The sequence below is a fragment of the Clostridium sp. X genome, from assembly GCF_055755365.1.
In genome coordinates, this window is sequence record NZ_CM146912.1 from 361,179 (window position 1) to 388,037 (window position 26,859).

The window sequence follows — 26,859 nt, forward strand, 5'->3', positions numbered from 1 at the left end:
TTAATAGCTATTTAATACTTTTTATATTCCATGTTTCAATAATATATTTTATAAATATATTTTAATTAATTCATAATTCTTCAATTATTGACTAAAATTTTCCAAATAATTTCGTTAATTATATAACTAATCTGCCTTATTTCTAAGATATATAATTTAATACTACAAAAAACTTAAATTACATAGTAAAATATATCTAGGAAGGTGAACATAATGATTGTTTTAAGTTGTAAGGATGTACAAAAGAGTTATGGTATAGATACCATATTAAGAAATATAACCTTTAATATAAATGAAGGAGATCATGTAGGTTTAGTAGGTGCTAATGGTGCAGGCAAGTCTACTTTATTTAAAATTATAAATAAACAACTAGAGCCCGATAGTGGCGATATATTTATAGATAAAAATAAACCAATTGGATATCTTGCCCAACACTTATCTTTAGAGAACTTAAGTTGTATTTATGATGAGGTTACTTCTGTTTTTCAAGATTTACTAAACTTAGAAATTAAATTAATAGATTTAGAGATAGAAATGAACAAACCTTATGATATTTCTAACTCTGAGTATCACGACAAAGTAATAAGAGATTATACTACTTTTACAGAGCTATATACTAATCGTGGAGGATATACATATAAAGCAGAAATTAGTAAAGTATTAAAAGGATTAGGATTTGTTGAAGAGGATTATCAAAAGCCTATAAATATCCTTAGTGGAGGACAAAAAACTCGTGTAGCTTTATCTAAATTATTACTTTCAAAACCAGATATTCTTCTACTTGATGAACCAACTAATCATTTAGATCTAGATGCTATAGAATGGCTTGAAGAATATCTTAAAGATTATAAAGGGACTATTGTAGTAATATCTCATGATAGATTTTTTCTTGATGCAATAACAAATAAGACTTTTGAACTAAATAATGGGTCTATGGATATGTACAATGGTAACTATTCTTCTTATGTCAGATTAAAACAAAAGGTTCATGAAGAAAAGCTAAAGGCATATAATCTACAACAATCAGAAATAAAAAGACAAGAAGAAATAATTGAACGATATCGTTCTTTTAACAGAGAAAAAAGTGTCCGCGCTGCTGAAAGCAGACAAAAAGCTTTAGATAAAATAGAAAGAATCGATGCTCCTAATAAAGAGAAAAAAATTAACAATATAAAATTCGAAACTCAAATTAAAAGTGGTAATGATGTACTCCATACCGAAAATCTTTCTAAAAGCTTTGGAGATAAATTACTCTTTAAAGGTTTAGAGTTAGACATTAAAAGAGGTGACCGCACTGCTCTAATAGGTGAAAATGGTCGTGGTAAAACTACTTTATTTAAAATTCTTATGGAAAGAGAATCAAAAGATAGCGGAGTTTGTGTACTTGGTAAAAACGTCTTTATAGGATACTATGATCAGGAACAATCAAATCTTGATTATAACAAAACTGTTTTAGATGAAGTTTGGGACGACTTCCCTCAATTAACTACAACAGAACTAAGAAATGTATTAGCTGCATTTTTATTTACTGGTGATGATGTTTTTAAAAAAATATCTACATTAAGTGGTGGCGAAAAATGTAAGATTAATTTATTAAAGCTTATGTTGTCAAAATCAAACTTTTTACTTCTAGATGAACCTACAAATCACCTAGATATAATGTCTCGTGAAGCATTAGAAGATGCTCTCTTAAGTTATGATGGTACTGTTTTAGTTATCTCTCATGATAGATACTTTCTTAATAAGATAGTAGATAGAATTCTTGAGTTAAATGAAGATGGAGTAAAAACCTATTTAGGTAATTACACTTATTATATAGAGAAAAAGAAAAATCCTCTAAGATATCATGAATTAGAAGAAAATGAGGGTAAAACTAAAACTCAAATACAACTAGAGAGAAAAAAGAAAAAGGAAGAAGAAAATTTAGCAAAAGAAAGCAAAATGAAAATTAAAAAAATTGAAGAATCTATAGCTAATTTAGAAAAAAATATAAATAAACTTAATGAATTACTTTGTCTTGAAGAAGTTTATTCAAATCCTCAAAAAAGTGAAGAAATATCTAAATCCATAGCTTTAGATGAATCTAAATTAGAAGAACTCTATGAAGAATGGGAAAGTTTAATATAAAAAGCACCGTAAAATTACGGTGCTTTTTTATATGGAGCTTATATTTTAAATGGGGTTGGATTTGGCAATATATATTTATGAAATTGTTTACATAAATTATTATACTATATTCAAACAATAATTTCTACTACTTTTATGTATTTTATCTGAATTTTTTATATATTTTTTCCACAATAAGGACATCTAATTACATTTAATCTTTCTTTATCTCTTAAAACCTCTGTTAATTTATCCTGATTAATAGGTGTATGAAGTACCTCATCTACTCCATATTCTTTATAATCTTTTAATTCTATCAAATTACTAGATGATAAAATACATCTAGTGCTCGGATTCATTTTCTTTATCTCCTTTATAACTTCATTTCCTTTACTTTTCCTCATCACTAAATTTATGATTACTATATCAGGAGAAAATTCATTCACTCCATTAATAGCACTTTCTTCATCCTCTACTCTAACTGTGTAATTCATATCTTCTAATAAATCCTTTAAAATAATTTCTTCAAGCCTACAATCATTAACTACTAATACCTTTTCCACCCATCTTCCTCCTAAAATTATCTTTCACCTAGCTTTAAATTAGGTACAGCATTTAATTCCAAAGAAGCTTCCTTTCCTTTTAAAAATTCATAATAAGCTGCGCTACCTATCATTGCTGCATTATCTGTACATAATATCATTGAAGGAAACAAAACTTCGATTCCTTGTTTTTTGCCTTCATTAATCATAGTTTCTCTAAGAGTTGAATTTGCAGCAACTCCTCCTGCAATAGCTATTTTATTTACTTTTTTTAACTTACAAGCTTTTAATGCGTTATCTACAAGAACACCTACTACAGCATTTTGAAAAGAGGCTGATAAATCGGCTTTGTTTACTTCTTCATTTTTCATATTCATCTTATTTATATAATTAAGAACAGCAGACTTTATTCCACTAAAAGAAAAATCTAAACAATCCTTGTCATGAAAATTAGCTCTCGGAAATACTATTGCCTCATCATTTCCCTCTTTTGAAATCTTATCAATTTTAGGACCTCCTGGATATCCAAGACCTATAGCTCTAGCTACCTTATCGAAAGCTTCTCCCGCTGCATCATCTCTCGTTTGTCCTAAAACCTCAAATTCTCCATAATCTTTCATGTGTACTATAAATGTATGACCTCCAGACACAACAAGACATACAAAAGGAGGCTCTAAATCCTTATGTTCTATAAAATTAGCACTAATATGACCCTCTATGTGATTAACTCCAATTAAAGGTTTTTTTATAGCATAAGCTAGTCCTTTAGCGTATTGAACTCCTACAAGTAAGGCTCCTACAAGCCCTGGGCCATAAGTTACAGCAACTGCATCTATATCCTTTAATGTCATCTTTGCTTCTTCAAGTGCCTGTTCAACAACTATACTAATAACTTCAATATGTTTTCTCGATGCCACCTCTGGAACTACTCCACCAAATTTAGTATGAGTATCAATCTGAGATGATATCACATTTGAAAGCACGTCTCTTCCATTTACAACTACTGCTGCTGCCGTTTCATCACAACTAGTCTCTATAGCAAGAATATTTATATTTTTATCCATCTTCGTCCCTCTTTCAATTTCATAACCTACATCTAATATAGACAAATTTCAAAAATAATTATACTTCATCTTTCTTTAGTAAGCAAACTTTTATCTATGTATTTGTGCTATAATATTAAATGCCCTTAAAGAAGGAGTTGATACAATGAAGTCTTATGCAAAAATCATAGTAAATGGTTCACCTATATCAAAATCCAATTTTAAACTTTCCAATTTAAGTGGAAGAGCTATACTACCTTACAACTCTGGAAAATATCATGATAGATATGCAATATACGAGGAAATGATTGCTTACGAAACAAGATTACAAAATCCTAATATAGTATTAAGCGAATCCTTAATAGCTATATTAAAAGTTTATTATAAGAGTAAAAAAAGACATCCTGATACCACTAATATACCTAAGAGCATTTTTGATGGTATAGAAAAAAGCGGATTGATTATTAATGATGCACAAATAACCAAAATTCTAATAGAAGAATATTATGATTCTAAAAACCCACGATTTGAACTTGAACTCTTTGGTGAGAGTAATTATTACATAGATTATGAAGTAAAAATTAAACCAATACCTACTGAAGCTGTGGAGTACTCTCCTCCATCCAATAAAAAATCTTTAAATCCCACCTTTTCTAAAAGCGAATCTAAGAATTCTAATAATATTTCTTGTGATATATGTGGAAAGATATTGAAACATCAGGAAGATGCCATTTCCGCTAATAAGGGTAACACATTAATATGTAAGCCATGCTTTAAAAAGGCATTTTAATTTTTATATAAGTCTATGATTTACAATCATAGACTTATTGCTTATTTCTATTTCTTTTTACGTACTCTGTTGCATTTTCTCCAGCCCAATAGCCTTCTTGTGTTATTTTATCTACCATATTATGAACATAGAGTATATCTCCACAAGCAAATATTCCTTCTAATTCTGTCTCCATGTTCTGATTTACCTCTGGTCCTCTAGTATCTTTGCATATTTTTATATTAGCTCTTTTTAATAGCTCATTATCCGGTCCTAATTCAACTGATAACACCAATGTATCACAATTGATTGATTCCTCTGTCCCTGCTATAGGCACCTTATTTTCATCAACTTTAGCAATCATTACTCCTTCTACTCGTTCCCCACCCCTAACTGCAACTACTGTATGAGATGTTTTTAAAGGTATGTTGAAATCCTCCAAATGTTCTTTAACATTCTTATCACTGCCTTCTGCTTTAGCCATTATTTCTACAACTGCTTTAACATTTGCGCCCTCTAAAGTTAGCCTACCAGCTGTTACTAATGCTATATCTCCCGATCCTAATATTACTATTTCTTTACCTGGCATATATCCTTCTATATTTATAAATTTTTGTACTGTACCTGCAGTATATATGCCTGCACTCTTGCCTCCAGCAATATTAATAGCTCCTCTAGGCTTTTCCTTGCATCCTGTCGCTAAAATTATAGCTTTTGAATTTATTTCAAGTATACCATCCTCTTCATTTACTGCAGTTATAATTTTATCCTTTTTCATATCAAAGACAGTGGTATTTAATTTATACTCTATATTCATATAATTAACTTTTTCAATAAAACTTTCAGCATATTCTGGCCCAGTTAGCTCTTCTCCCATAGTTTCAATGCCAAATCCACTATGAATACATTGATTAAGTATACCTCCAAGCGAATCTTCTCGCTCTAAAATTAATAACTTATTAATTCCTAGTTCTTTTGCTTTTATAGCTGAAGCAAGTCCCGCTGGTCCTCCCCCTACTATAACTATATCGTATTCTAGCACTTGAATTTCCCCCATTCGCCTTGCTCTTCTAGAATATTTTATCATATTTATTAATTGTACAAAATAAAAAATTCGGCTACGCCGATTTTTTTCGCTAGGGGGACCTAGTCCCCCTTCGACGACGCTATGCGTCTGAGCACCCCCCTTACTACGGCAATGGGTTCCCCCTCTGCACACCCTAGTTTATAGGAAATTATAAATTTATCCACAAAAGGATAAACCTATAATTTCCTATAAACTAAAAAATCTAAGTTTAAGCCATTAAATTTTAATTAACTTAAGATTCTATATATTCAAGCTGAATATTTGTAGCCTCTATAGTTGCTCCCTCAAGTTTAAGATTCTTATTTATTACATCCTCTGGAAAAAATAATAATGACCATGGTCTTGAATCCTTAGAGGATAAAATTCCAAAATGTTCTTCATCTAATTCAAAGTTTGCCGTGGCTATAATATTTCCATTTTGAATTATTTTAAAATCACAACTTATGTTAGCTATTGAATATGAATAACCATTTCTGATAAATAAGTCAACTACTAAAGCTCCATCTTCTTCAAAAACTCCATCTATTATATTAAAAGCAATTTGATTTTCTTTTGTATTTCCTAATTTATTAATCAATTCTTGCAAGTACTGCTTTGTTTCGTCATTAATCTGAGATAAATCTGCCATAGGTCCAAAACTATATTTTTGATTAGTTTTTGATATATCGTCATTCTCACTAGATACATTTTTATTATTTATATCTTTATTAGAAGAGTCTGTATTATTTGCTACGCATCCTATAAATAATACCCAAATAATTATTAGGATAAATATTAATCTCTTCATTCTATATCCCCTCTAATTGCTAATTTCTTTTTACGAAAAACAGTGTAATTATATCATTGTATTTAAGTACTGTCTATGAAAGTACTATCATTAACAACTTATTTTTTATAAACTTATTAAATATCAGTATTTTATTCTTTATATGTTATTATTCTATTAATAAAAATATATCTTTTATTGATAAATATAAAATGAAGGCAAATATTTGCCTTCATTTTATATTTATCATATATTAATCTTTTCTTCTATGCTCCACTAAATCTATTGATCCTAGAACTACATGAGCTAATCCAAAACCTAGAACACCAGCTGCTATTATAGGAGCAATCTTTTTCTTTGTTAGCGTAGCTCCAGTTCCACTTACAATAGTACCAAGAATCGTTGGTATTAAGCCTTCTTGTATTCTCATAAGAAATTCCTCCTTATTTAATTTGAATCTAATATTATAATGCCTCTAACTTGATATTTTATGTTTATATAAATAACACATATAAAACATAATTAGGATACTTATATTAAGTTACATTCTTAATGATAAATAAGGTATATTAAACAATATTTTCATAGTAGCTTCCACAAGATTTACTACATTTTATCTAAAAATTGAAATAATTTAATTGATTTTTGGAATTATAATAGTGACTTATAGTAGTTTATTTCTTTTATTTGAATCGAGGTATATTAAGATGAATTTTATGTTTGTACGTTTGATTATGGCTATTATCTGGATAATTTCAAGTTATCTTTGGGGGGATTGGAAGAACTGGAAAAAGTATTATCCAACTCTATTATTTTTCGGTATGGGCAATCTTATTTACAGTACTGTATTCCACAATAAACCCTTATGGACATTTCAAAGTGATTTTCTAGTACCACCTATAAATGAGTTATTTATAATCTTTACAATATTCTTTTCTAGTATATTATTGTATTTATCTAAATTTCCTAAAACCTTATATAAACAGATTATATATATATCATTATGGGTTGGAATTTATATGTCAATAGAACTATTTGCCACATCAATAGGAATGCAGAAAAATTATAACGGATGAACTATATACTGGTCATTGCTTCATAATGTTATTCAATTCCCATTAGTAATACTTCATCACAAAAATCCTCTATTGGCGTGGATAATTGCCCTTGCCTTTCTTGCCTTTATAATGAATATTTTTAATGTACCTTTTATAATAACTAAGTAAATAATACCTGATTTCTTATTATATATGAAAAATAGATTAAATAAAAAAATGAGAGAATTTACGTTTATGTAAATTCTCTCATTCTTTTTATTTATGGCAGGGGCACCAGGACTCGAACCCGGAACCAATGGTTTTGGAGACCACTACTCTACCAATTGAGCCATACCCCTTCAATACGAATCTTATTATATCATGTTATATATTTATGTGCAATACTTTTTATTATTTTAAGTTATTTAATTTTTGCACGCCCTATATACAGCTTTATCTTATTTAGTATAATCATATTACCTATGATTATACATTAAATAAAACTTATTGTACTTTAAGGAGTCTTTATCTATTCATATAATAGCCAAATAATAATATATTACAATAACTTACTTTTTATGAGAGATTATTTTATTTGCTTTTATTTTCTTCTTTTTTAGTATAAAATAATTTATGAATTGTAAATGATTTAATCTAGGAGTGAATATATATGGAACTTATTGTTGATAGCATAGATAAAACCCTGAATATAGGTTTTCAAATTGGAACACTTGCAAATAGTGGTGATATAATATGTTTAATCGGAGACTTGGGTACTGGTAAGACTCATATTACAAAAGGTATAGCAAAAGGTCTTGGAATAGATGACCATATAACTAGTCCTACTTTCACCATCGTAAATGAATATGTTGGTAGTAATCATAAACTTTATCACTTTGATGTATACAGAGTAAGCGATCCTGATGAAATTGAAGCTATTGGATTTGATGAATACATCTTTGACGATGCCATAAGTATCATCGAATGGGCAAATTATATTGAAGATTTAATCCCTGAAAATCATATGAGAATAAATATAGAAAAAATCCCTGATAAAGGCGATAACTTTAGAAAAATAACTATAAATTATATAGGTAGTAGATACGATTATGTAAAGGAGATAAATATATGAGAGTTCTTAGTGTAGATTCTTCAACAGCCACTGCTTCTTGTGCTGTTATTGAAGATGGTAAATTACTTGGTGAGATAAGCTTTAATGATAAAAAGCAACACTCTGTTATCTTAATGCCTCAAATAGACTATTTATTAAAAGGTTTAAATTTAGATATAAGCGCTATAGATGGATTTGTGATTTCAAGTGGACCAGGCTCCTTTACTGGTCTTAGGATTGGTGCAGCCTCTATAAAAGGGTTAGCTCAGGGACTTAATAAGCCTTTAGTTGGTATATCTTCTCTTGATTGCCTTGCATATAACCTAGCTTACACTGATGGAATTATATGTCCTATTCTAGATGCTTTAAGAGATAACGTATATACAGCATTATATAAGTTTTCTGATGGTAATTTGGTAAGATTAACAGACTATATAGCAATTCATATAGATGAATTAATCATTCTAATACAAAGTCAAGAAGATAAAAAAGTTTGCTTTATCGGTGATGCCATACCTAAATTTAAAGATAAATTAGAAAAAAGCTTTATAGGTGCACACTTTGCACCTGCACATCTTAATTTTCCTAGAGCATCTTCTTTAGGTGAACTTGGTTTAGAAAAACTTAAGAATAATAGTAATGATGACCTACTTTCCTTCTCACCAATTTATCTTAGAAAGTCACAAGCCGAAAGAGAATATGAAGCTAAAGTAAGGATGAGTGTAAATGAATAATCTAGTAATAGAGTCAATGACGGAGATTCACCTTGAAGATGTTGTAGAAATAAATAATCTTTCTCTTACTACACCTTGGAGCTTTGAGTCATTAAAGGGTGAATTGGAAAACAAGTTTTGCAAATATATAGTGGTAAAAAAAGATGGCACACTTATAGGATATGCAGGCCTATGGCTGATTATAGATGAGGCTCATATTACAAATGTTGCTATCCATCCTGATTATAGAGGTATAGGGGCTAGTAATGTTCTAATGGACGGTATAATTAAAATTTGTACTGACTTTAATATTCACTCTATAACCTTAGAGGTTAGAGAAAGTAATATAGTTGCTCGAAACCTATATAGCAAATACAACTTCGTTGTAGAAGGTTTAAGAAAGAATTACTATGATAATAATGAAAATGCAATAATTATGTGGAGAAGAAATTAAAAAGGAAGTTCACTGTGAACTTCCTTTTTTTGTATTAGTTTTCGAAAGCATTTCTTTTGTTTTCACCAACTGCATCTTCTTTATGAAGTATTGGAGAAACTCTTTTATATACCGGTATTGTTATTGCTGATACTACAATACATTTTAATAAGTTAAACGGTAATATAGATAAAAGAACAAAACTCTTTAAATCTTTTATTGCTGGATTAATTGCTGTTCCCATTGATACAAAAGCATCTATAGGAGCTTTGTACACTTTTGCATATAGTGGTAATAGTACTGTATAGTTTAATACAGATGCAACTACAGACATTACAATTGTTCCTGCTATCAATCCAATAATTGCTGTTTTTCTTGATTTATTAAGCTTGTATATAGTTCCTGCTGTTCCTACTAGTAAAGATCCAACTATAAAGTTTGCAATTTCTCCAACGAAGCCCGTTTGAGTTCCTTTAAACATTAAAATTAATACATTCTTAAATAGTTCTATTATTATTCCAGCTACAGGTCCTAAAGCAAATGCTCCTAATAATGCTGGAAGGTCACTTAAGTCTATCTTTAAGAAAGATGGAAAAATAGGTAATGCCATGTCCATAAACATAAGTACAAAAGCCATTACAGCTAATAAAGAAATTTTAATCATTGAGTTTAAGTTACTTTGTTTCATTTTTATACCCCCTAATTTTTATCTTCAAGGATATGGATAGTTTCAAAAAAGCCCTGACAATCGTAAGATAGCCAGGGCATAAAATACTATACAAACTACCTATACCTTCTTCCATCCAGACTTTACTGTCGGTCTTGGAGTTTCACCAAGTCAACCGTATTACTACGGGTCGCGGACTATACCGCCGGTAGGGAATTTCACCCTGCCCTGAAGATATATAATTTAAATAATCTCAAAGCAAATTATACATATAAATCGCCAGAATTTCAATAGTAATTTATTATTTTTTCATTGATAAAGATATTCGTGATCTTTTATCATCAACTTCTATTACTCTAACATCTACAATATCTCCAACATTTACTATATCTAATGGATGCTTCACAAAACTATCAGATAACTGGCTTATATGAACTAGCCCATCCTGATGAACTCCGATATCAACAAAAGCTCCAAAGTCGGCCACGTTTCTTACAGTTCCACTTAATACCATACCAGGCTTTAATTGATTTATGTCAACTACTCCCTTTTTAAATATAGGCTTTGGTAATTCTTCTCTAGGATCACGTCCTGGCTTTTTAATTTCTTTTATTATATCTTGAAGAGTAGGAACTCCTATATCTAGTTTTGAAGCTAAACTTTCAAGTCCAAAGTTTTTTAATTTAATATCAATATCTGATAACTTATTATTTTTCAAATCATTTTCATTATAACCTAAAGTACTTAGTAATGCCTTTGCAGCTTTATAGGATTCTGGATGGACTGATGTATTATCAAGTACTTCCTTACTCTCTGGAACTCTTAAAAATCCCGCACATTGCTCATAAGCTTTAGGTCCAAGTCTCTTAACTTTTAACAATTGCTTTCTATCTTTAAACTTGCCATTTTCTTCTCTAAAATCTACTATGTTTTTAGCAATAGTCGAATTAATCCCAGATACGTAGGATAAAAGTGACGGTGTTGCAATATTAAGATCAACTCCCACACTATTTACGCCATCTTCTACTACTCCTTTTAATGACTCATCTAATCTTTTAGGAGTTACATCATGCTGGTATTGACCTACGCCTATGGATTTAGGATCAATTTTTACAAGTTCAGCCATTGGGTCTTGAAGTCTTCGTCCAATAGAAATGGCTCCCCTTATTGAAACATTTATATCTGGGTATTCTTTTGAGGCAAGCTCTGAGGCTGAATATACTGATGCCCCAGCTTCTGATACCACTACATAAAATAAATCTTTACCCTTTTCCTTTCTCACCTCATCAATTAGCTTTGCTAAAACTTCCTCTGATTCTCTACTTGCAGTTCCATTTCCAAGTGATATAACCTCTACATTATGTTTATACACTAGCTCCTTAAGTATCTTAACAGAACCTTCCACATCATTTTGTGGAGCTGTAGCATATACCGTAGCTGTGTCTAAAATCTTACCTGTATCATCTAACACAGCTATTTTACATCCTGTTCTAAATCCTGGGTCATATCCTAAAACTACCTTACCCTTTATTGGTGATTGCATTAGCAGAGCTTTAAGATTAGCTTTAAAAATATCTATTGCTCCCTCTTCACCCTTACCTGTAAGCTCTGATCTTATCTCTCTTTCTATTGATGGATATATCAGTCTTTTTAATGAATCTTCAACAGCTTCTTCAATACATTTGTCAGTAATTGAATTGCCTTTTAAAGTATTCTTATTTAAATAACTTATAATATTTTCTAAATTAACTGTGATTTTAACAGATAATACTTTTTCTTTTTCCCCTCTATTAATAGCAAGTATTCTGTGGGACGGAATTCTGCGAACTGCTTCTGAATAATTATAATACATTTCATAAGGAGTAGGTTCTTTACTGCTTCCACTACATTCAAGCATTCCTTCTCTTCTTACAAATTCTCTTATCCATTTTCTATATTGAGCCTCATCTGATATAATCTCTGCAATTATATCTTTTGCCCCATTTAAAGCCTCGCTTATAGTTCTTACTTCTTTTTCTTCGCTTATAAATTCATTTACATATTCTTCTAAGCTTCCTTTAAATTCTCCACCTAATATCATATCTGCTAATAATTGAAGTCCTTTTTCTACTGCTATAGTTGCTCTAGTTCTCTTTTTGGGTTTAAAAGGTCTATATATATCCTCTACTTCAGTTAAGGTTTCACACTTTTCAATTTGAAGTTTTAAATCTTCTGTAAGTTTTTCTTGCTCTCCAATTATTCTAATTACATCTTCTTTTCTTTCTTTTAGATTTCTAAGATAAGTTAATCTTTCAGCCATATTTCTCAGGATTATATCATCTAATTCTCCTGTTTTTTCTTTTCTATATCTAGCTATGAACGGAACTGTATTCCCATCATCTAAAAGTTCTATCATACTATTTACTTGGTTTATATTGACTTGAAATTCTTTAGCTAATCTTTCATTAATTTTTACCATATTTGCCTCCACTCCAGTTTAACTCTGAAATATATTACCTATAGTATAATTGCAATCCTAATTTTACCTTAACCTAATTAAAATGTCCAATAATTCATCATATAACACTTTTTAACTTCATAACTATATAATATATCAATATTTAAGGAGTCTTATATGAAAAAATTTATTAAACAATCTATTTTGTCTTTACTACTGATGATATTCATCTTAAGTTTTCAAATTTATTCTACTATCCACCCATTTACTTCTAGTAATATTATTAGCACAATAAACTTTTTATCCTCAGATCATTTTAAAGGTAGACTAACTGGAACCCTTGAAAATAAAGAGATAGAAGAATATATCAAACTTCAATTTATAGAGAATAACTTAAAACCTTTTATGGGTGAATATACTCAATCATTTAAAATAGATTATCCTAAAAGAGTAAAAGGGGATCCTTCCTTAAGCATAACCAATAGTGACGGGGATGTAATTAAAGAATTTACTTATGGTGTTGATTATAAAGAAGATATGCTTAATTTTAAAAACAATGTATTTACTTTTAATAAAGAAAATCCATATATCGTATCAAAGAATAATATAATGCAAGTAAAACAAAACTCTGATTACTTTTTATTTTACATACCTGAAAAAAACGACTTAGGATTTAGAAGTTCTTTTATGAATACTGCTCAGTGGAGTATGTGTATTATGGTAACAGATAAAACCTTGGCTGATATAAAAAAATATTTAGATGAGGGCTATAACATAAATTGCTTTATTCCATTTTCAACAAGCAAAACCACAGCAAGAAATATTATGGGATACATCGAGGGCAAAAATAAATCCCTAGACCCAATTATAATATCTGCCCATTTTGATCATTTAGGTACAGATTTAAAAAACACAGTTTATAAAGGCGCATTAGATAATGCTTCCGGAACTTCATTTATGCTTGAATTATCTAGATATATCTCATCACTCGGCAAACCTGAAAGAAGTATACTTTTTGTTGCTTTTAATGCTGAAGAATTTGGATGTTTAGGTTCCGCTGAATTTGTAAAAAAATATAAGAACTCTATAATCGATAGCAAGGTTTATAACTTTGATATGATCGGTAGCGATAAAGGGGTACCTCTTTGCATTGTAGGTGGCAAAAATGATACTTCCAAAACTACTTTTGTAAATTCAGTGTCAGAAATCTGTACTGCTGAAGGAATACATTTTAACTATCTCTTTAAGGATGATAGTGACCATAAAGCCTTTAGAGAAAATGATATTAATGCTATAACATTTTGCGACAATGACACAACAAAAATCCACACTCCGTTAGATACTCCTGATCTCATCAGCGTTACAGCTATTAATAGATGTTTTAATGTAGTATCCAAAGAAATAATTAAAAATGCTTTTAACAATAACCTTTTGATTCTATACTATAAGGAAGCTCTTTTCGGGTCAATTGCATTAATATTCGCTTTTTTAATTATTCAATTTAAAAGAAAAAATAACTAACTAATTAGTAATACAAAAATAGAGTTCATAGTAACAGAAAAGCATATTACTAGGAACTCTATTTTTATTTTTATATTTATAAACTAACTCTTATCTTGTTTAGATTAACTCTATACTCACTTCTTTAAATCCCATACCTTTCAAAATACTTTCTATTAATACTTTTGCATTTTCATTTGCTCTCTCTAAAAATCCGTCCTTAATTAATCGTTCTGCTAACTCTGATTTATTCTTATTTAACTCATCAAAAATTTTTTGGCTATCCACCTCATTAAAAATACTATATCTCTCATCAAGTATAGTTACGTTATCTGTATCTATTACATTATCTATAATCTCAGCCTTATTTAATCGTATGTATGCACTCTTTTTCCTTTCATCAATAATTACACTTACATTCTTTAAATCAACACCAGCCTTAATATAACCACTATACCTTATAATTAAAGCTCTTGTTGTAAAGGGAAGCAAAAAATCATTTATCTTTTTTGTATCCTTAATAAAAAATACATCCATATAAGAGTTCTTATATGTTGCAAGCTCTGATATTTTCACTAACTCATTAGCTATTTGAGTACTACTTACTGATTTTTCACTTTTAATTTTAAAACTTAAAATCATTGTTAGTATTATTATTAAAAATAGCATTAACACTATTAGTTTTATTTTTTTATTTTGTATAAACATCTAAAGCTCTCCCTCTGAAAACTAATCTTTAATGATAAATATTATGTTCTATTGATTAATAACTCTTAATTTCTATTGTATATATGTATTATAGTTTTACAGAGGATAACACTTATTTTTATTATACTATTATAATTATTTTTTATAGAGTTATAATTTTTTTCATAATTGTACCATAAGTTACCCATATCTTTGTATTTTTGATATATAATATATAATATATAATATATCAAATAATAAGTAAGTAAAATTAATTCCGTGTTATATACGCTAGATATTTAAAGGAGATTATTATAATGGATTCACCAAAATATGCCACATTACAAAAGGTTAGAAATGAACAGCGCACTTTTGCTATAACTCCACGAATTCCTGGAGGCTTTATTACTCCTGAACTCTTAACAACCATTGCAGAAGTAGCTAAAAAATATAACGCAACTCTTAAAATGACTTCTGGTCAACGAATAATAATACTTGGTTTAAAGGGTGAAGATGTTTCAAAGGCTTGGGATGATTTAGGTATGGAACCAGCTGTACTCTCTCCTTACTCTGTTAAAAATACTGAAATGTGCCCTGCTGCTTTTTGCAAAAGAGCAAAACAAAACTCTCTAAAATTAGGTATGCTTATTGAAAAAGAATTTTACGGAACAGAGGCTCCTAATAGGACTAAAATAGCAGTAGCCGGTTGTAAAAACTCCTGTGGAAGCGCAAATGCAAAAGATATCGCTGTAATTGCTGATAAACCTGGATATATTATAAAAGTTGGTGGAAGTGCTGGCTTCCATCCAAGACTTCCTGATACTATAGCAGAGGAATTAACTGAAGATGAGGCTTTTGTTATAGTAAAAATAATAATGAAATATTACAGAGAAACTGCTGAATTTGGAGAAAAGCTAGGTTTTTTTGTAGATAGAATTGGATTAGACAAATTTAAAGAAGATGTTCTTGACCTATTTAAAGATTCTAGTAATCAGTAACTAGTTACAAGTATAAAAAAGAAAATTGCCAGTGGCAATTTTCTTTTTTAAATTATAATTTTGTTTCATTTCTTATTTTTAAAGAAATGATTTCGCTTCATCTATTGTTCCCTTTTCTGTATATCTATAAACACGTTTTGCATTGTCTCCAACATATAACACTGGATCTACTTCTAGATAATTTAAGTTTTTTTCCTCATCTAAAATTTCTGAAGAAATTATTCTTCCTTTAACTTTTGCTAATATATTAGTAATACCACGATAGTAATCTCTCTCTATAATATCACTTAAAGTACATTCTATAGCTATAGGACACTCTTCAATTATAGGTGCATTTACTATATCTGACTTTACAGGAGTTAAATTTACCATATCAAACTTCTTATAATCATGCCCTGATTTAAATCCACAAATTTCTATTTCCTTCATAAAGTTTCTATCAGGTATATTAATAACAAAATCTTTAACATTTTTTATCTGATTTATTGCATACCCCTTACTTCCAAAACCTAAGCAAACCATATCCATCAATGAAAAAGATGATGATATAGTAGTCACATTTGGAACTCCATTCTCATCATAAAAACTAACAAAGAATATAGGAAATCCATAATACATCTTTCTATAATCAACTCTAATTTTACTCATTTTTATCCTCCCTTTAACTCATTTTTACTAATTTCTTAAGTTAAATTGTAATCTTTTTAACCTTAAACTTCCGTGATAATTATTACACTCCAGCTTAATTGATATATTTCTATCTTGTTACTGTATATGAATTATAATATCCTTAAAGATTAAAATATATTATTTTTTATTCAATAGTAGTAATTTATAAGTAGAATCTATACTAATATAAAAAAGAGCATGTGATACCAATCACAAACCCCTATAATATTTAGCTAAACTTTCTGTATTCACTATCATTCTTCTATTCTTATATTTAATTAATCCCTTCTCTTCCAAAATATTCATACACCTAGATATTGTCTCCCTTGGAGAGCCTAACATATCCGCTAAATAGGTTATTGTTATTTTTAAATTAATTAATGTACCACCTTCAGACTCTACCCCATAATCTCGTGAAAGCTTCCACAATTTAGCTGCTACTTTTTTATCCATTTTTATAGGTACTGTGTTTTTTAATTGACGATAGAGTCTTCTTATTTTTCTAGTCATCATATTTATTACTTTTTTAGTTAGTTCAAAATCTCTTTCCATTATATATAAAAGCTCATCTCTCTTAAAACATATAAACTGAGCTTTTTCAAAAACGTCACAGCTTATGGACGCTGGCTTTTCATCAAAAATCACTTCATTTAACATTTGACCTTCATCTAATATATATATAACCTTTTTTTGTCCCTCTTCATTTATTTTATACATATTCACCTTACCAGTAAGAACGAAATAAATAGTATCCACATTATCTCTTTCCGAAAATAGTCTTTCTCCCTTTTTTAGTTCTAATTTATATGATACCCCTGTAAGCAATTGTAACGTTTCCTGTTTTAAACCATTAAAAATCGGAATACTTAAAAGCTCTTCTAATTTTATCTTATCCATAATAAAATCCTCTCAATTAATACATTAATGCTATAGTGTAAATTGTAGTTTGCATTATAATGAAAAAGTCTACAATTTCTTAAACATATAATAGTATTATTGTAACCTAAATCTAATTCAATGCATAGTATGTTAAGGAGGACAAGCTAAATCCTTGCTGTTCTACAACTTTTTAATCTTAATGGAGGTTAATTGAATATGAATGAAGATGTAGTAATTTTAATTTGTAGAGTTAATGATAGAAATAGATGCTGGGGAAATTGGGGAAACTCTAGTTGGAATTGTGATAATCATGACGACCGTCATGACCATGATAATATAGTAGTTGATAGTAGTAGTGATCCAAGAATCAGAAGAGGCTCTAATTGTGCAGAGGCTATAAGAAGACTTTTAAATGCTGGTTATAGATTAATTAATACAGATGCTATCGAAGATTGTGGCATAAAAATCGTATATACCTTTATAAGATATCGTCCTCGTCCTCGTAGAGAAGAAGCTGTAAGCCCTGAAACCTTTGCCAGTTGCTAATTCTTAGTTTTTTTGGACAACCATCATATTTAATATAGTATTTTAAAATACAATAAAAGAGACATACATTATCAATTAGATTTAAATGTGTACGTCTCTTTTTTATTTAATTATTTTTGTTCCACTTTAAATACTCTTTTATAAATAAATCAATTTCTCCATCCATTACAGCATCTACATTTCCCATTTCTGTGTTCGTCCTATGATCCTTTACCATAGTATAGGGCTGAAATACATAGGATCTTATCTGACTACCCCATCCAATTTCCTTCAAATCTCCACTCAAATCTTCTATTTTTTCTTTATGTGCTCTTTCTTTCAGTTCTGCAAGCTTTGACTTTAACATACTCATAGCAGTATCTTTATTTTGAAATTGACTTCTTTGACTTTGACTTTGAACCACAATTCCTGTTGGAATATGCGTTATTCTAACTGCCGAATCTGTTTTATTTACATGTTGTCCTCCAGCACCACCTGATCTATAAGTATCTACCCTTAAATCCTCAGATCGTATATTTATGTCTTGACTCTCTGTAAGTTCTGGAAGAACTTCTAAAGATGCAAAAGAAGTTTGTCTCTTGCCATTAGCATTAAAAGGTGAAATTCTAACCAGCCTATGTATTCCCTTTTCAGACTTCAAATAACCATAAGCAAATTCTCCCGTTATCTTCAAACTTACACTTTTAACTCCAGCTTCATCTCCAGGAATAAAATCTAAAGTTTCTACCCTATAACCTTTATCTTCAGCCCATCTAGTGTACATCCTTAAAAGCATTTGCGTCCAGTCCTGTGCATCTGTTCCTCCTGCTCCTGAATGAAGGCTAATTATAGCATTGTTTTTATCATATTCTCCTGATAACAAAACTTCGATTTTAAAATTATTTATTATTTCTTCAATATCTTTTAATTCACCCTTAATCTCCTCTAGAGAAGATTCGTCTTCCATCTCTATACTCATTTCTATTAATATTTCTACATCTTCTACTTTTTCTTTTAACTTGTTAAAACCATCTATCTTATCTTTTAGAATTTTTGCTTCTTGAGTTACTTCTTGAGCTTTATTTATATTATCCCAAAAACCTTTTTCTTGCATAGCGTTTTCAAGTTCTGATAATCTCTTTTCTAGTATAGCGATGTCAAAGAGAAGCCCTCACTTCATCTAAACCTATTTTCAACTCAGCTGTTTTACTCATAGCTTCTTCTAACTGAATTATCATATTTATCACCCTTTCATACAATTATTATACTATCAATAAGTGAGACTATTCTTATTAATTAAAAAAACCAGCATAGCTGGATTTTTTAATTAAAGTCTTCAAAAGTCTATTTACCCTATTTTCCACAGCAGTTCTTATATTTTTTATCACTTCCACATGGGCAAAGGTCATTTCTTCCTACCTTATCTTCTTTTCTTCTTATAGGTTCATGAGCTGCATCTTCTCCACCCATATTTGTTGATGTTTCTTTAACTACTCTTTCTCTTTCTGGAGCATTATGTGAAATTTGAACATGGAATAAATACTTAACTGTATCTATCTTTATACTATTAATCATTTCGTCAAACATTTCGCTACCTTCAAATTGGTATGCTTGAGCTGGGTCTTGTTGTTTATATGCTCTTAGTCCCATACCTTGCTTTAAGTGATCCATATTATCAATATGATCCATCCACTTTGAGTCAACAACTTTCAGAAGAATAACTCTTTCTATCTCCCTCATTTGCTCAGATCCAACTGCTTCTTCTTTATCTGAATATATATCTATTACTAATTTTATAAGCTTTTCTTGTATCTCATCATCAGACATTTTTTTTAATTCTTCTAAAGTAACAACTCCTTTTTGAAGATATATATCTTCTAAATAAGCTATTAATTTTTCAAGATTATCATCTAATTCTTCATCTACGCCCGACATGTGAGCACGTACAGCTTCAACTACAACTTCCTTTATCATTTCTTGAACATCATTTTGCAGTGATTCTCCTTCAAGTACCTGAGATCTTTGCTTATAAACAACTTCTCTTTGCTGATTCATAACATCATCGTACTTTAATACTGATTTTCTTACATCAAAATTATTTCCTTCAACTTTCTTTTGAGCATTTTCTATTGCACCACTTACGAGTTTGCTCTCTATTGCATCCTCATCACTTAGTCCTAACTTTTCAACAATACCTTGAAGTCTTTCTGATGCAAATATTCTCATTAAATCATCTTCTAATGAAACATAAAATCTTGAAAACCCAGGGTCTCCTTGACGTCCTGAACGTCCTCTTAATTGATTGTCTATACGTCTCGATTCATGTCTTTCTGTACCAATAACCTTAAGACCTCCAACTTCAGCTACGCCTTCTCCAAGTTTAATATCAGTACCACGACCAGCCATATTTGTAGCTATAGTAACAGTACCCTTTTCACCGGCACGAGATATTATCTCTGCTTCCTGCTCATGATACTTTGCATTAAGTACTCTATGTGGTACTCCTTTTCTCTTTAACATATCTGAAAGAAGCTCAGACTTTTCAATACTCACTGTACCAACAAGTGTTGGCTGACCTGTTTTGTAAGTCTCTTCTATTTCGTTTACTATAGCTCTATATTTACCTTTTTCTGATTTATATATTACGTCTGGAGAATCAATTCTAGCTATCGGTCTATGAGTAGGCACAACAATAACATCTAATCCATAGATTTCTCTAAATTCACTTTCTTCTGTTTGAGCTGTTCCCGTCATTCCTGAAAGTTTGCTATACATTCTAAAGTAATTTTGGAATGTTATAGTTGCAAGAGTCTTTGATTCTTTTTGAATTTTAACTCCTTCTTTAGCTTCTATAGCTTGATGAAGACCTTCGCTATATCTTCTACCTTCCATAAGTCTGCCAGTAAATTCATCAACTATTATAACCTCATCATCTTTAATCATGTAGTCTTTGTCACGTTTCATAGTGTAATTAGCCTTTAGAGCCTGAACTACATGATGCTGAACTTGCATGTTTTCTGCATCAGCATAGTTTTCTATATGGAAGAACTTTTCAGCTCTTTCTATACCCATTTCTGTCAAAATAACTGAATTAGTTTTTTCATCTACTGTATAGTCCTCTTGCTTTAAAGACTTTGCAAAATAATCTGCTACTTTATAAAAATCTGTGGATTTTTCTCCTTCACCTGAAATTATAAGTGGTGTTCTAGCTTCATCTATTAATATAGAGTCAACCTCATCCACTATACAATAGTTAAGTTTTCTTTGAACTCTTTCTTCTTTATACACAACCATGTTATCTCTTAAATAGTCAAATCCATATTCATTGTTAGTTCCATAGGTAATATCTGCATTATAAGACTCTCTTCTTTCGTCATTGTTAAGATCATGAACAATAACTCCTGTAGTTAATCCTAAAAATTCATATAATTCCCCCATTTGCTCTTTATCTCTTTTTGCAAGATAGTCATTTACAGTAACTATATGAACTCCTTTTCCACTTAAAGCATTCAAATACGCAGGAAGTGTCGCAACTAATGTTTTACCTTCACCGGTTTTCATTTCAGCAATTCTACCTTGGTGAAGAACTATACCTCCCATGAGTTGCTCTCTAAAGTGCTTCATTCCAAGAACTCTCCACGAAGCCTCTCTTCCAACAGCAAAAGCCTCCGGAAGTATATCTTCAAGAGTTTTTCCAGTCTTAAGCATTTCTTTAAATTCTATAGTTTTGTTTTTTAATTCATCATCAGTTAAGCTTTTAAATTTTTCATCGTAAGATTCAATTTTTTCAATTAAAGAAATAATCTTTTTTAATTCTCTCTGACTATATGTACCAAATATTTTATCAAATAATCCCATTTATCTTCATCCTCACTAACTAGTTTTTAATATGTTTTGTTAAATCCTTGAAATACTATACTTATAGATTATAACATCTAATTATATAGGGTTCAATAAAATAAGCCTTTAAATAATTTCTAATTTCCAGAAAACAGCAAAAAAAAACGATTACCCTATAGGTAATCGTCCCATTCTTTTTTAAAATTCTGGTTCTATTAAACCATATTGACCATCATTTCTTTTGTATACCACATTAATATCACTAGTTTCTGCATTAGTGTATACAAAGAACTTATGCTCTAAAAGTTCCATTTGAAGAATAGCTTCTTCATCACTCATTGGTTTTACTGGAACCTTTTTATTCTTTACTATTTTAAATTCCCCATTATCATCAAATTTATAGTCTGGAATATGTTGAAACTTCAATGCATCTCCATACTTTCTTTTTTCTAATTTAGTTTTTTGCTTTCTTATTTGCCTTTCTAGTTTATCTACTACTATATCTATAGAAGAGTACATGTCATCAGTACCTTCTTCTGCTCTTAATATAACTCCATTAAAAGGTATTGTTACTTCTACTATCTGTCTATTCTTTTGAACACTTAGTGTTGCATTGGCATCTATATTAGGACTGAAATATTTTTCTAGTTTAAATAATTTTTTTTCTACCGCTTCTCTTAATCCCTCTGTTACAGATAAACTTTTTCCATTTACTTTTATGTTCATAAAGCCAGCCCCTTTCAAGTATATCTATTATTAATAATAGATATTTGTTTATTAGTTATGTTTATTTTGCTTTATTTTTTGTATCTTTATTATATTCTATTACTTATTTTTGTTTATCACAACTATGAAAGATTTAATTTACAGAATATTATATCAATTTACCCCTCTTATAACTCTTTTCTCTCATTATCTTTCTGTATTAATATGGTATCTTAGTAGAGCTATTTTCAAGTACTTATGATATAATAGAAGTTAGGGGTATTTATTAACATGCATTACAATTTACTCCTTGCTGCAGTAAGTATATACACTTCCTTGCATCCACTCTTTAGCATATCTTCAGTACAAAAAAATCCAGTAGCCCCAGTAGTTATAACATCATCTATTAATAATATTGTTTTACCGCTTATACACTTAGATTGTTTGACTTTATAGGAATTTTTTAAGTTATTCCATCTATCTTCCCCACTCAAACCTATTTGATCCTTAGTATCTCTTACCTTTTCTAATATTCCATCCACCTTAATATTTATCTTATTTCCTATTATTTTAGCTAAAAATTCACTTTGATTATATCCTCGTCTTCTTAAAACTTTTCGAGTTGAAGGAACATAAGTAATTAAATCAATATTTTTCTTACTAATATCAATAGACTGAATCATATATTCACTTAATACCTCTCCTGCTTTAAAATCACTTTTGTATTTTAATCTACTTATCAATTCTTTAACTATCCCTGAATAGTATACTCCACTATAGCAAAATACATTACTATCATTTACTACTATATTATAAGAACTATTGCATTTCTTTATTTTAGTCATACAAGAATGGCATAATACAGAATTTTTATTCTTAACATAATCCTTACATATTAGACACTCTTCATCCAAACTGTATATAATCTCTAGTAAACATCCTATATAATATTTTATAGTCTTAATAAATTCATTTCCCATGCTTCCTTATTGAAATATCTTGTTATATTTTTAGACTTATCTATATCTTCCGTTTCATAATTACCTAAGAATATAACCTCACCTCTGAGAGTTCTTTCATTTCTTCCTACCTTTCCACAAAGATATACTAATTTTTTATAATCAAAATATTTATCATCTGCAAAAAATACCATTACATTTATATTATTTAAATCAAAATATATATCATTAAAGTGGTTTGTAATAACTATTCCACTTTTTATATTCATAAATTTATACAAAATATTTTTATTATTATTATCTTTTATAAAATAAATAGTGTTTTCACTAAATTTACTACAATATTTTGATAAATATTTATATACATTAACTACTTTTTCTTCATCTGGTACATAAACAATAACCCTATTATTAGAGTTTATTGACCATTCTAAGTATTCATATATTACATATGGAATATCTTTGTTTATATCTATCCTTGTTGATATAAACTTAGGTTCTATTATAGGATAATTATTTTCCCTAACTGGTAATAATATTTCTCTACTATTATCAAAAATTTTTTCTATAGAATATGATATTATCTTCCCATTAGATTTACTTTTCATCATAGAAGCCTGAGCAATTTCTTCTTTTCTATAAAGCGAAAAATTCTTTATATCATTGTAAATTACTAAATCGAATTGCTCATTAAATTTATTTAGCATTTCATGCCTAGCTATAATTAATAGAGCATTTCCACAAGTACTATTTTCTTTAAAGTACATATATTTTCTAAAGCTACTTCTCTTCTTTATTTCATTAATTATATCCGCTTCCCCAACATCTTCATTCGTTATATATAAAACTCTTTTACCTACACTAGTAAACCTTAATATGATTTCAATAAATGTATGTGATACGTTATATGGTGGAGAGACTATATTTAGAAACTTCTCTTTTCCTAGGCTCCAGTCTACTATTTGTTTAAGTATTTTTCCTTTTCTATCAGCGAACTTAATACTGTCTATATTCATATTCACAACTCATCCCCTTGTGATAAACTTTCAACCGGCTTCATAATGTCACCTTCCAGTATATTCAATATTCTCCATTTAAGTGCGGAATATCTTTCATAACTTCTATTATTATCAACCATAAATTTAATGGCTTTGGAAGCTCCAACTAACACTACCATCTTCTTTGCCCTAGTTATACCAGTATAAAATAAATTTTTATTCATAAGAAGAGGTGGTCCTATAAACATAGGCATTATTACTACTGGAAACTCACTCCCCTGACTTTTATGCACCGTCATTGCATACGCAAGCTCAAGTTCATCTAAATACATATTATCATATACTATTTTTCTTTCTTCATCAAATACTACACTTACCTTATCATCTTCTACTTCATATATATATCCTATATCTCCATTAAAAACACCTAAACCTTCACTTTCTCCTTCTCCACTAACACGAGTCCATTTTAAGTTGTAGTTATTCTTTGTCTGCATAACCTTATCTCCAACACGAAATACCGTGTTTTTGAATTCTCTTTCACTCTTTTCCTTATCCTTAGGATTTAATATTTGTTGAAGTCTTTTATTTAAACTTTCTACGCCTAGAACGCCTTTTCTCATTGGAGATAATATTTGCATATCTTTAACTCTATTCCACTCTTTATTAAACTTCGGCAATCTTTCATAAATTAATTCTACTAAAGTATCTAGTATTTTATCCGATTCCTCTTCTCCAATAAAATAAAAATCTTTATTTTTCTTATTTAAAATAGGCATTTCCCCACTATTAATCTTATGTGCATTTACTACAATCATGCTTTCTTCTGCCTGCCTAAATATATCCCTCAGTCTTACGACCTTTACGCACTTACTTTCTATTAAATCTCTTAGCACATTTCCTGGACCTACAGAGGGTAGCTGATCGGAATCACCAACTATTATAAGCCTTGTAGACATAGGTATTGCTTTCAGTAAGTTATTCATTAATAATATATCTATCATTGAAGCTTCATCTATAATAATAACGTCACATTGTAGTGGCGATTCTTCCCCCTTAAAAAACTCCATATCATCGTCATCACTAAATCCAAGTTCTAAAAGTCTATGAATTGTTTTTGCTTCTTTTCCTGTAGCTTCACTCATTCTTTTTGCAGCTCTACCAGTAGGCGCTGCCATAAAAACCGTCATAGCTGCATTCTCAAATATTTCAGTTATACACTTAATTATAGTAGTTTTCCCTGTTCCAGGTCCACCGGTTATTATTTCAATTCCATTTTCAAATGCTCCTTTAATTGCTTCAAATTGAATAGGAGCAAATTTAATATTATTGTTACTCTCAAATATTTCAATTTCTTTCTCTATATCTATTTTAATTTTTTCATAATTGCTAGTAGTTAAAGTTAATATCTTACTCGTTACAGACAATTCACAATAATAATAAGGCATAGTAAAGACACATTCCTCATTATCAATAAGTTCTATTTTTAATTTTCCACTCAATACAGTATCTTGCAAATTATTTTCAATATCTTCTTTAGATACACCTAATATTTCTTGAGATTCTTTTAAAACTTTGTCTAAAGGCATATATGTGTTTCCCATAGAACAAAACTGATTAACTATATATTTTATGCCTGACTGTATTCTAAAAGGAGAATTATTTTCTACCCCTAAACTTCGTGCTATTTTATCTGCTGTTTTAAATCCAATCCCTGCTATATCATCAGTTAGTTTATAAGGATTTTCTTTAACTTCATTTATAGAACTTGATCCATACCTTTTATGAATCTTTATGCACTGTTTAACTGTAACTCCATAAGTCTGTAGAAAGACCATTATACTTCTTATCTCTCTTTGCTTAGCATAAGACTTAGATATAGTTTCTACTTTTTTATCCCCAATTCCCTCTATCTCTTTTAGTCGTTCAATATTCTCATCAAGTATATCTAAAGTACTTTCTCCAAATTGTTCTACAATTTTTTTCGCAGTAACAGGACCTATACCTGATATTATTCCTGAAGATAGATACTTCTCTATTCCTTCCAAAGAGTTAGGAATTATTTCTTCACAAGAAGTAACTTTAAATTGTTCACCAAATTGAGGATGGTTAAACCATTCCCCTTGTAACTTTAAATTTTGACCTTCTGATATGTAAGGTATACATCCAGTGATAACAATTTTCTTTTTTTTATCTTTTATATGTGCTACCACATATCCGTTGTCTTCATTTTTAAATACAATTGCTTCTACAGTTCCATCTATCTCATGCATAAGATCGCTCCCATAATATCATTAGCACTATGTAAATTTTAGTTTGTTAAATTAATTATAAGACATATAACCATAACTTCTCAACTAATTATATTATATAATAGTTTTGCCATTT

The 26,859-nt window shown here is 29.6% G+C and carries 24 protein-coding genes, 1 tRNA gene, 1 pseudogene and 1 riboswitch; of the genes and pseudogenes, 9 read left to right on the forward strand and 17 right to left on the reverse strand.

Features of this window, described 5'->3' with window-relative positions; genetic code table 11:
* The first annotated feature begins 213 nt into the window (after positions 1–213).
* A complete protein-coding gene (locus ACX0KU_RS01760) occupies positions 214–2,127 on the forward strand; it encodes an ABC-F family ATP-binding cassette domain-containing protein (protein WP_472991214.1) in 1,914 nt (637 codons plus the stop codon).
* 155 nt (positions 2,128–2,282) lie between these two features.
* On the opposite strand, the gene ACX0KU_RS01765 is transcribed toward ACX0KU_RS01760, so the two are convergent.
* Together ACX0KU_RS01765 and tsaD are read right to left on the reverse strand one after the other, a co-directional pair.
* Positions 2,283–2,669: a response regulator gene (locus ACX0KU_RS01765; RefSeq protein ID WP_472991215.1), complete on the reverse strand. Its 387-nt coding sequence runs from the start codon at positions 2,667–2,669 to the stop codon at positions 2,283–2,285.
* Positions 2,670–2,686: 17 nt separating this feature from the next.
* A complete protein-coding gene (gene tsaD / locus ACX0KU_RS01770; RefSeq protein ID WP_472991216.1) occupies positions 2,687–3,712 on the reverse strand; it encodes a tRNA (adenosine(37)-N6)-threonylcarbamoyltransferase complex transferase subunit TsaD in 1,026 nt (341 codons plus the stop codon).
* A gap of 145 nt (positions 3,713–3,857) precedes the next feature.
* Between tsaD and ACX0KU_RS01775 the strand changes: the two genes are divergently transcribed.
* On the forward strand, positions 3,858–4,481 hold the full coding sequence (locus ACX0KU_RS01775; RefSeq protein ID WP_472991217.1) for a RusA family crossover junction endodeoxyribonuclease: 624 nt from the start codon (positions 3,858–3,860) through the stop codon (positions 4,479–4,481).
* Positions 4,482–4,536: 55 nt separating this feature from the next.
* Here the strand turns inward: ACX0KU_RS01775 and ACX0KU_RS01780 are convergent.
* The 3 genes and pseudogenes from ACX0KU_RS01780 to ACX0KU_RS01790 all read right to left on the reverse strand — a co-directional run.
* Positions 4,537–5,502, reverse strand: a pseudogene (locus ACX0KU_RS01780) (NAD(P)/FAD-dependent oxidoreductase); the annotation flags it as partial.
* Between the two features lie 277 nt (positions 5,503–5,779).
* Complete coding sequence (locus tag ACX0KU_RS01785; RefSeq protein ID WP_472991218.1) at positions 5,780–6,334, reverse strand: SLAP domain-containing protein; 555 nt, start codon at positions 6,332–6,334, stop codon at positions 5,780–5,782.
* Between the two features lie 232 nt (positions 6,335–6,566).
* On the reverse strand, positions 6,567–6,743 hold the full coding sequence (locus ACX0KU_RS01790) for an asparagine synthase (protein ID WP_472991219.1): 177 nt from the start codon (positions 6,741–6,743) through the stop codon (positions 6,567–6,569).
* Between the two features lie 304 nt (positions 6,744–7,047).
* Here ACX0KU_RS01790 and ACX0KU_RS01795 point away from each other — a divergent pair, with 304 nt between their 5' ends.
* Positions 7,048–7,389 (forward strand): CBO0543 family protein, encoded by a 342-nt coding sequence (locus ACX0KU_RS01795; RefSeq protein WP_472991220.1) that lies wholly within the window; start codon positions 7,048–7,050, stop codon positions 7,387–7,389.
* Between the two features lie 244 nt (positions 7,390–7,633).
* Here the strand turns inward: ACX0KU_RS01795 and ACX0KU_RS01800 are convergent.
* Positions 7,634–7,709: transfer RNA gene (locus tag ACX0KU_RS01800), tRNA-Trp, on the reverse strand.
* Positions 7,710–8,020: 311 nt separating this feature from the next.
* On the opposite strand from ACX0KU_RS01800, the gene tsaE reads away from it, so the two are divergent.
* Genes tsaE through rimI form a run of 3 tightly spaced genes read left to right on the forward strand, consistent with a single transcriptional unit; the run spans position 8,021 to position 9,628 of the window.
* Positions 8,021–8,482 (forward strand): tRNA (adenosine(37)-N6)-threonylcarbamoyltransferase complex ATPase subunit type 1 TsaE, encoded by a 462-nt coding sequence (gene tsaE, locus ACX0KU_RS01805; protein WP_472991221.1) that lies wholly within the window; start codon positions 8,021–8,023, stop codon positions 8,480–8,482.
* Entirely contained in the window at positions 8,479–9,195 is a 717-nt protein-coding gene (tsaB, locus tag ACX0KU_RS01810; RefSeq protein WP_472991222.1) for a tRNA (adenosine(37)-N6)-threonylcarbamoyltransferase complex dimerization subunit type 1 TsaB, read from the forward strand. Before tsaE ends, tsaB begins: the two co-directional genes overlap by 4 nt.
* Positions 9,188–9,628, forward strand: coding sequence for a ribosomal protein S18-alanine N-acetyltransferase (rimI, locus tag ACX0KU_RS01815; RefSeq protein WP_472991223.1), 441 nt, complete (start codon positions 9,188–9,190; stop codon positions 9,626–9,628). Before tsaB ends, rimI begins: the two co-directional genes overlap by 8 nt.
* Before the next feature lie 34 nt (positions 9,629–9,662).
* Here the strand turns inward: rimI and ACX0KU_RS01820 are convergent, their stop codons facing one another.
* On the reverse strand, positions 9,663–10,295 hold the full coding sequence (locus ACX0KU_RS01820; protein ID WP_472991224.1) for an ECF transporter S component: 633 nt from the start codon (positions 10,293–10,295) through the stop codon (positions 9,663–9,665).
* A 99-nt stretch (positions 10,296–10,394) separates the two neighbouring features.
* A riboswitch (FMN riboswitch) is annotated at positions 10,395–10,514 on the reverse strand.
* A gap of 61 nt (positions 10,515–10,575) precedes the next feature.
* Positions 10,576–12,732, reverse strand: coding sequence for a Tex family protein (locus tag ACX0KU_RS01825; protein WP_472991225.1), 2,157 nt, complete (start codon positions 12,730–12,732; stop codon positions 10,576–10,578).
* Positions 12,733–12,888: 156 nt separating this feature from the next.
* Here ACX0KU_RS01825 and ACX0KU_RS01830 point away from each other — a divergent pair, with 156 nt between their 5' ends.
* Positions 12,889–14,232 carry a M28 family metallopeptidase gene (locus ACX0KU_RS01830; protein ID WP_472991226.1) on the forward strand — a complete coding sequence of 448 codons (1,344 nt, stop codon included), beginning with the start codon at positions 12,889–12,891 and terminating at the stop codon, positions 14,230–14,232.
* A gap of 99 nt (positions 14,233–14,331) precedes the next feature.
* Here ACX0KU_RS01830 and ACX0KU_RS01835 read toward each other — a convergent pair whose 3' ends face one another.
* Positions 14,332–14,919, reverse strand: coding sequence for a DUF4230 domain-containing protein (locus tag ACX0KU_RS01835; RefSeq protein ID WP_472991227.1), 588 nt, complete (start codon positions 14,917–14,919; stop codon positions 14,332–14,334).
* Between the two features lie 296 nt (positions 14,920–15,215).
* Between ACX0KU_RS01835 and ACX0KU_RS01840 the strand changes: the two genes are divergently transcribed.
* On the forward strand, positions 15,216–15,896 hold the full coding sequence (locus ACX0KU_RS01840; protein WP_472991228.1) for a nitrite/sulfite reductase domain-containing protein: 681 nt from the start codon (positions 15,216–15,218) through the stop codon (positions 15,894–15,896).
* Between the two features lie 78 nt (positions 15,897–15,974).
* Here ACX0KU_RS01840 and ACX0KU_RS01845 read toward each other — a convergent pair whose 3' ends face one another.
* Together ACX0KU_RS01845 and ACX0KU_RS01850 are read right to left on the reverse strand one after the other, a co-directional pair.
* Entirely contained in the window at positions 15,975–16,544 is a 570-nt protein-coding gene (locus ACX0KU_RS01845) for a flavin reductase family protein (RefSeq protein WP_472991229.1), read from the reverse strand.
* Positions 16,545–16,775: 231 nt separating this feature from the next.
* Positions 16,776–17,462 carry a Crp/Fnr family transcriptional regulator gene (locus ACX0KU_RS01850; RefSeq protein ID WP_472991230.1) on the reverse strand — a complete coding sequence of 229 codons (687 nt, stop codon included), beginning with the start codon at positions 17,460–17,462 and terminating at the stop codon, positions 16,776–16,778.
* A 198-nt stretch (positions 17,463–17,660) separates the two neighbouring features.
* On the opposite strand from ACX0KU_RS01850, the gene ACX0KU_RS01855 reads away from it, so the two are divergent.
* Positions 17,661–17,990: a hypothetical protein gene (locus tag ACX0KU_RS01855; protein WP_472991232.1), complete on the forward strand. Its 330-nt coding sequence runs from the start codon at positions 17,661–17,663 to the stop codon at positions 17,988–17,990.
* A gap of 106 nt (positions 17,991–18,096) precedes the next feature.
* On the opposite strand, the gene prfB is transcribed toward ACX0KU_RS01855, so the two are convergent.
* The 6 genes from prfB to recD2 all read right to left on the reverse strand — a co-directional run bounded on the left by prfB (position 18,097) and on the right by recD2 (position 26,744).
* A protein-coding gene (prfB, locus tag ACX0KU_RS01860) for a peptide chain release factor 2 (protein WP_472991233.1) occupies positions 18,097–19,207 on the reverse strand; the annotation gives its coding sequence in 2 pieces (ribosomal slippage) (positions 18,097–19,128 and positions 19,130–19,207; 1,110 coding nt in all).
* Between the two features lie 115 nt (positions 19,208–19,322).
* The gene (gene secA, locus ACX0KU_RS01865) at positions 19,323–21,827 is read right to left on the reverse strand and encodes a preprotein translocase subunit SecA (RefSeq protein WP_472991234.1); all 2,505 of its coding nucleotides are present in this window, start codon (positions 21,825–21,827) and stop codon (positions 19,323–19,325) included.
* A gap of 180 nt (positions 21,828–22,007) precedes the next feature.
* Positions 22,008–22,535 (reverse strand): ribosome hibernation-promoting factor, HPF/YfiA family, encoded by a 528-nt coding sequence (gene hpf / locus ACX0KU_RS01870; RefSeq protein WP_472991235.1) that lies wholly within the window; start codon positions 22,533–22,535, stop codon positions 22,008–22,010.
* Positions 22,536–22,810: 275 nt separating this feature from the next.
* Entirely contained in the window at positions 22,811–23,494 is a 684-nt protein-coding gene (locus tag ACX0KU_RS01875) for a ComF family protein (RefSeq protein WP_472991236.1), read from the reverse strand.
* Complete coding sequence (locus ACX0KU_RS01880; protein WP_472992385.1) at positions 23,467–24,489, reverse strand: hypothetical protein; 1,023 nt, start codon at positions 24,487–24,489, stop codon at positions 23,467–23,469. The genes ACX0KU_RS01875 and ACX0KU_RS01880 overlap by 28 nt, the downstream gene beginning before the upstream one ends.
* A 2-nt stretch (positions 24,490–24,491) precedes the next feature.
* A complete protein-coding gene (gene recD2 / locus ACX0KU_RS01885) occupies positions 24,492–26,744 on the reverse strand; it encodes an SF1B family DNA helicase RecD2 (RefSeq protein ID WP_472991237.1) in 2,253 nt (750 codons plus the stop codon).
* Positions 26,745–26,859 lie beyond the last annotated feature (115 nt).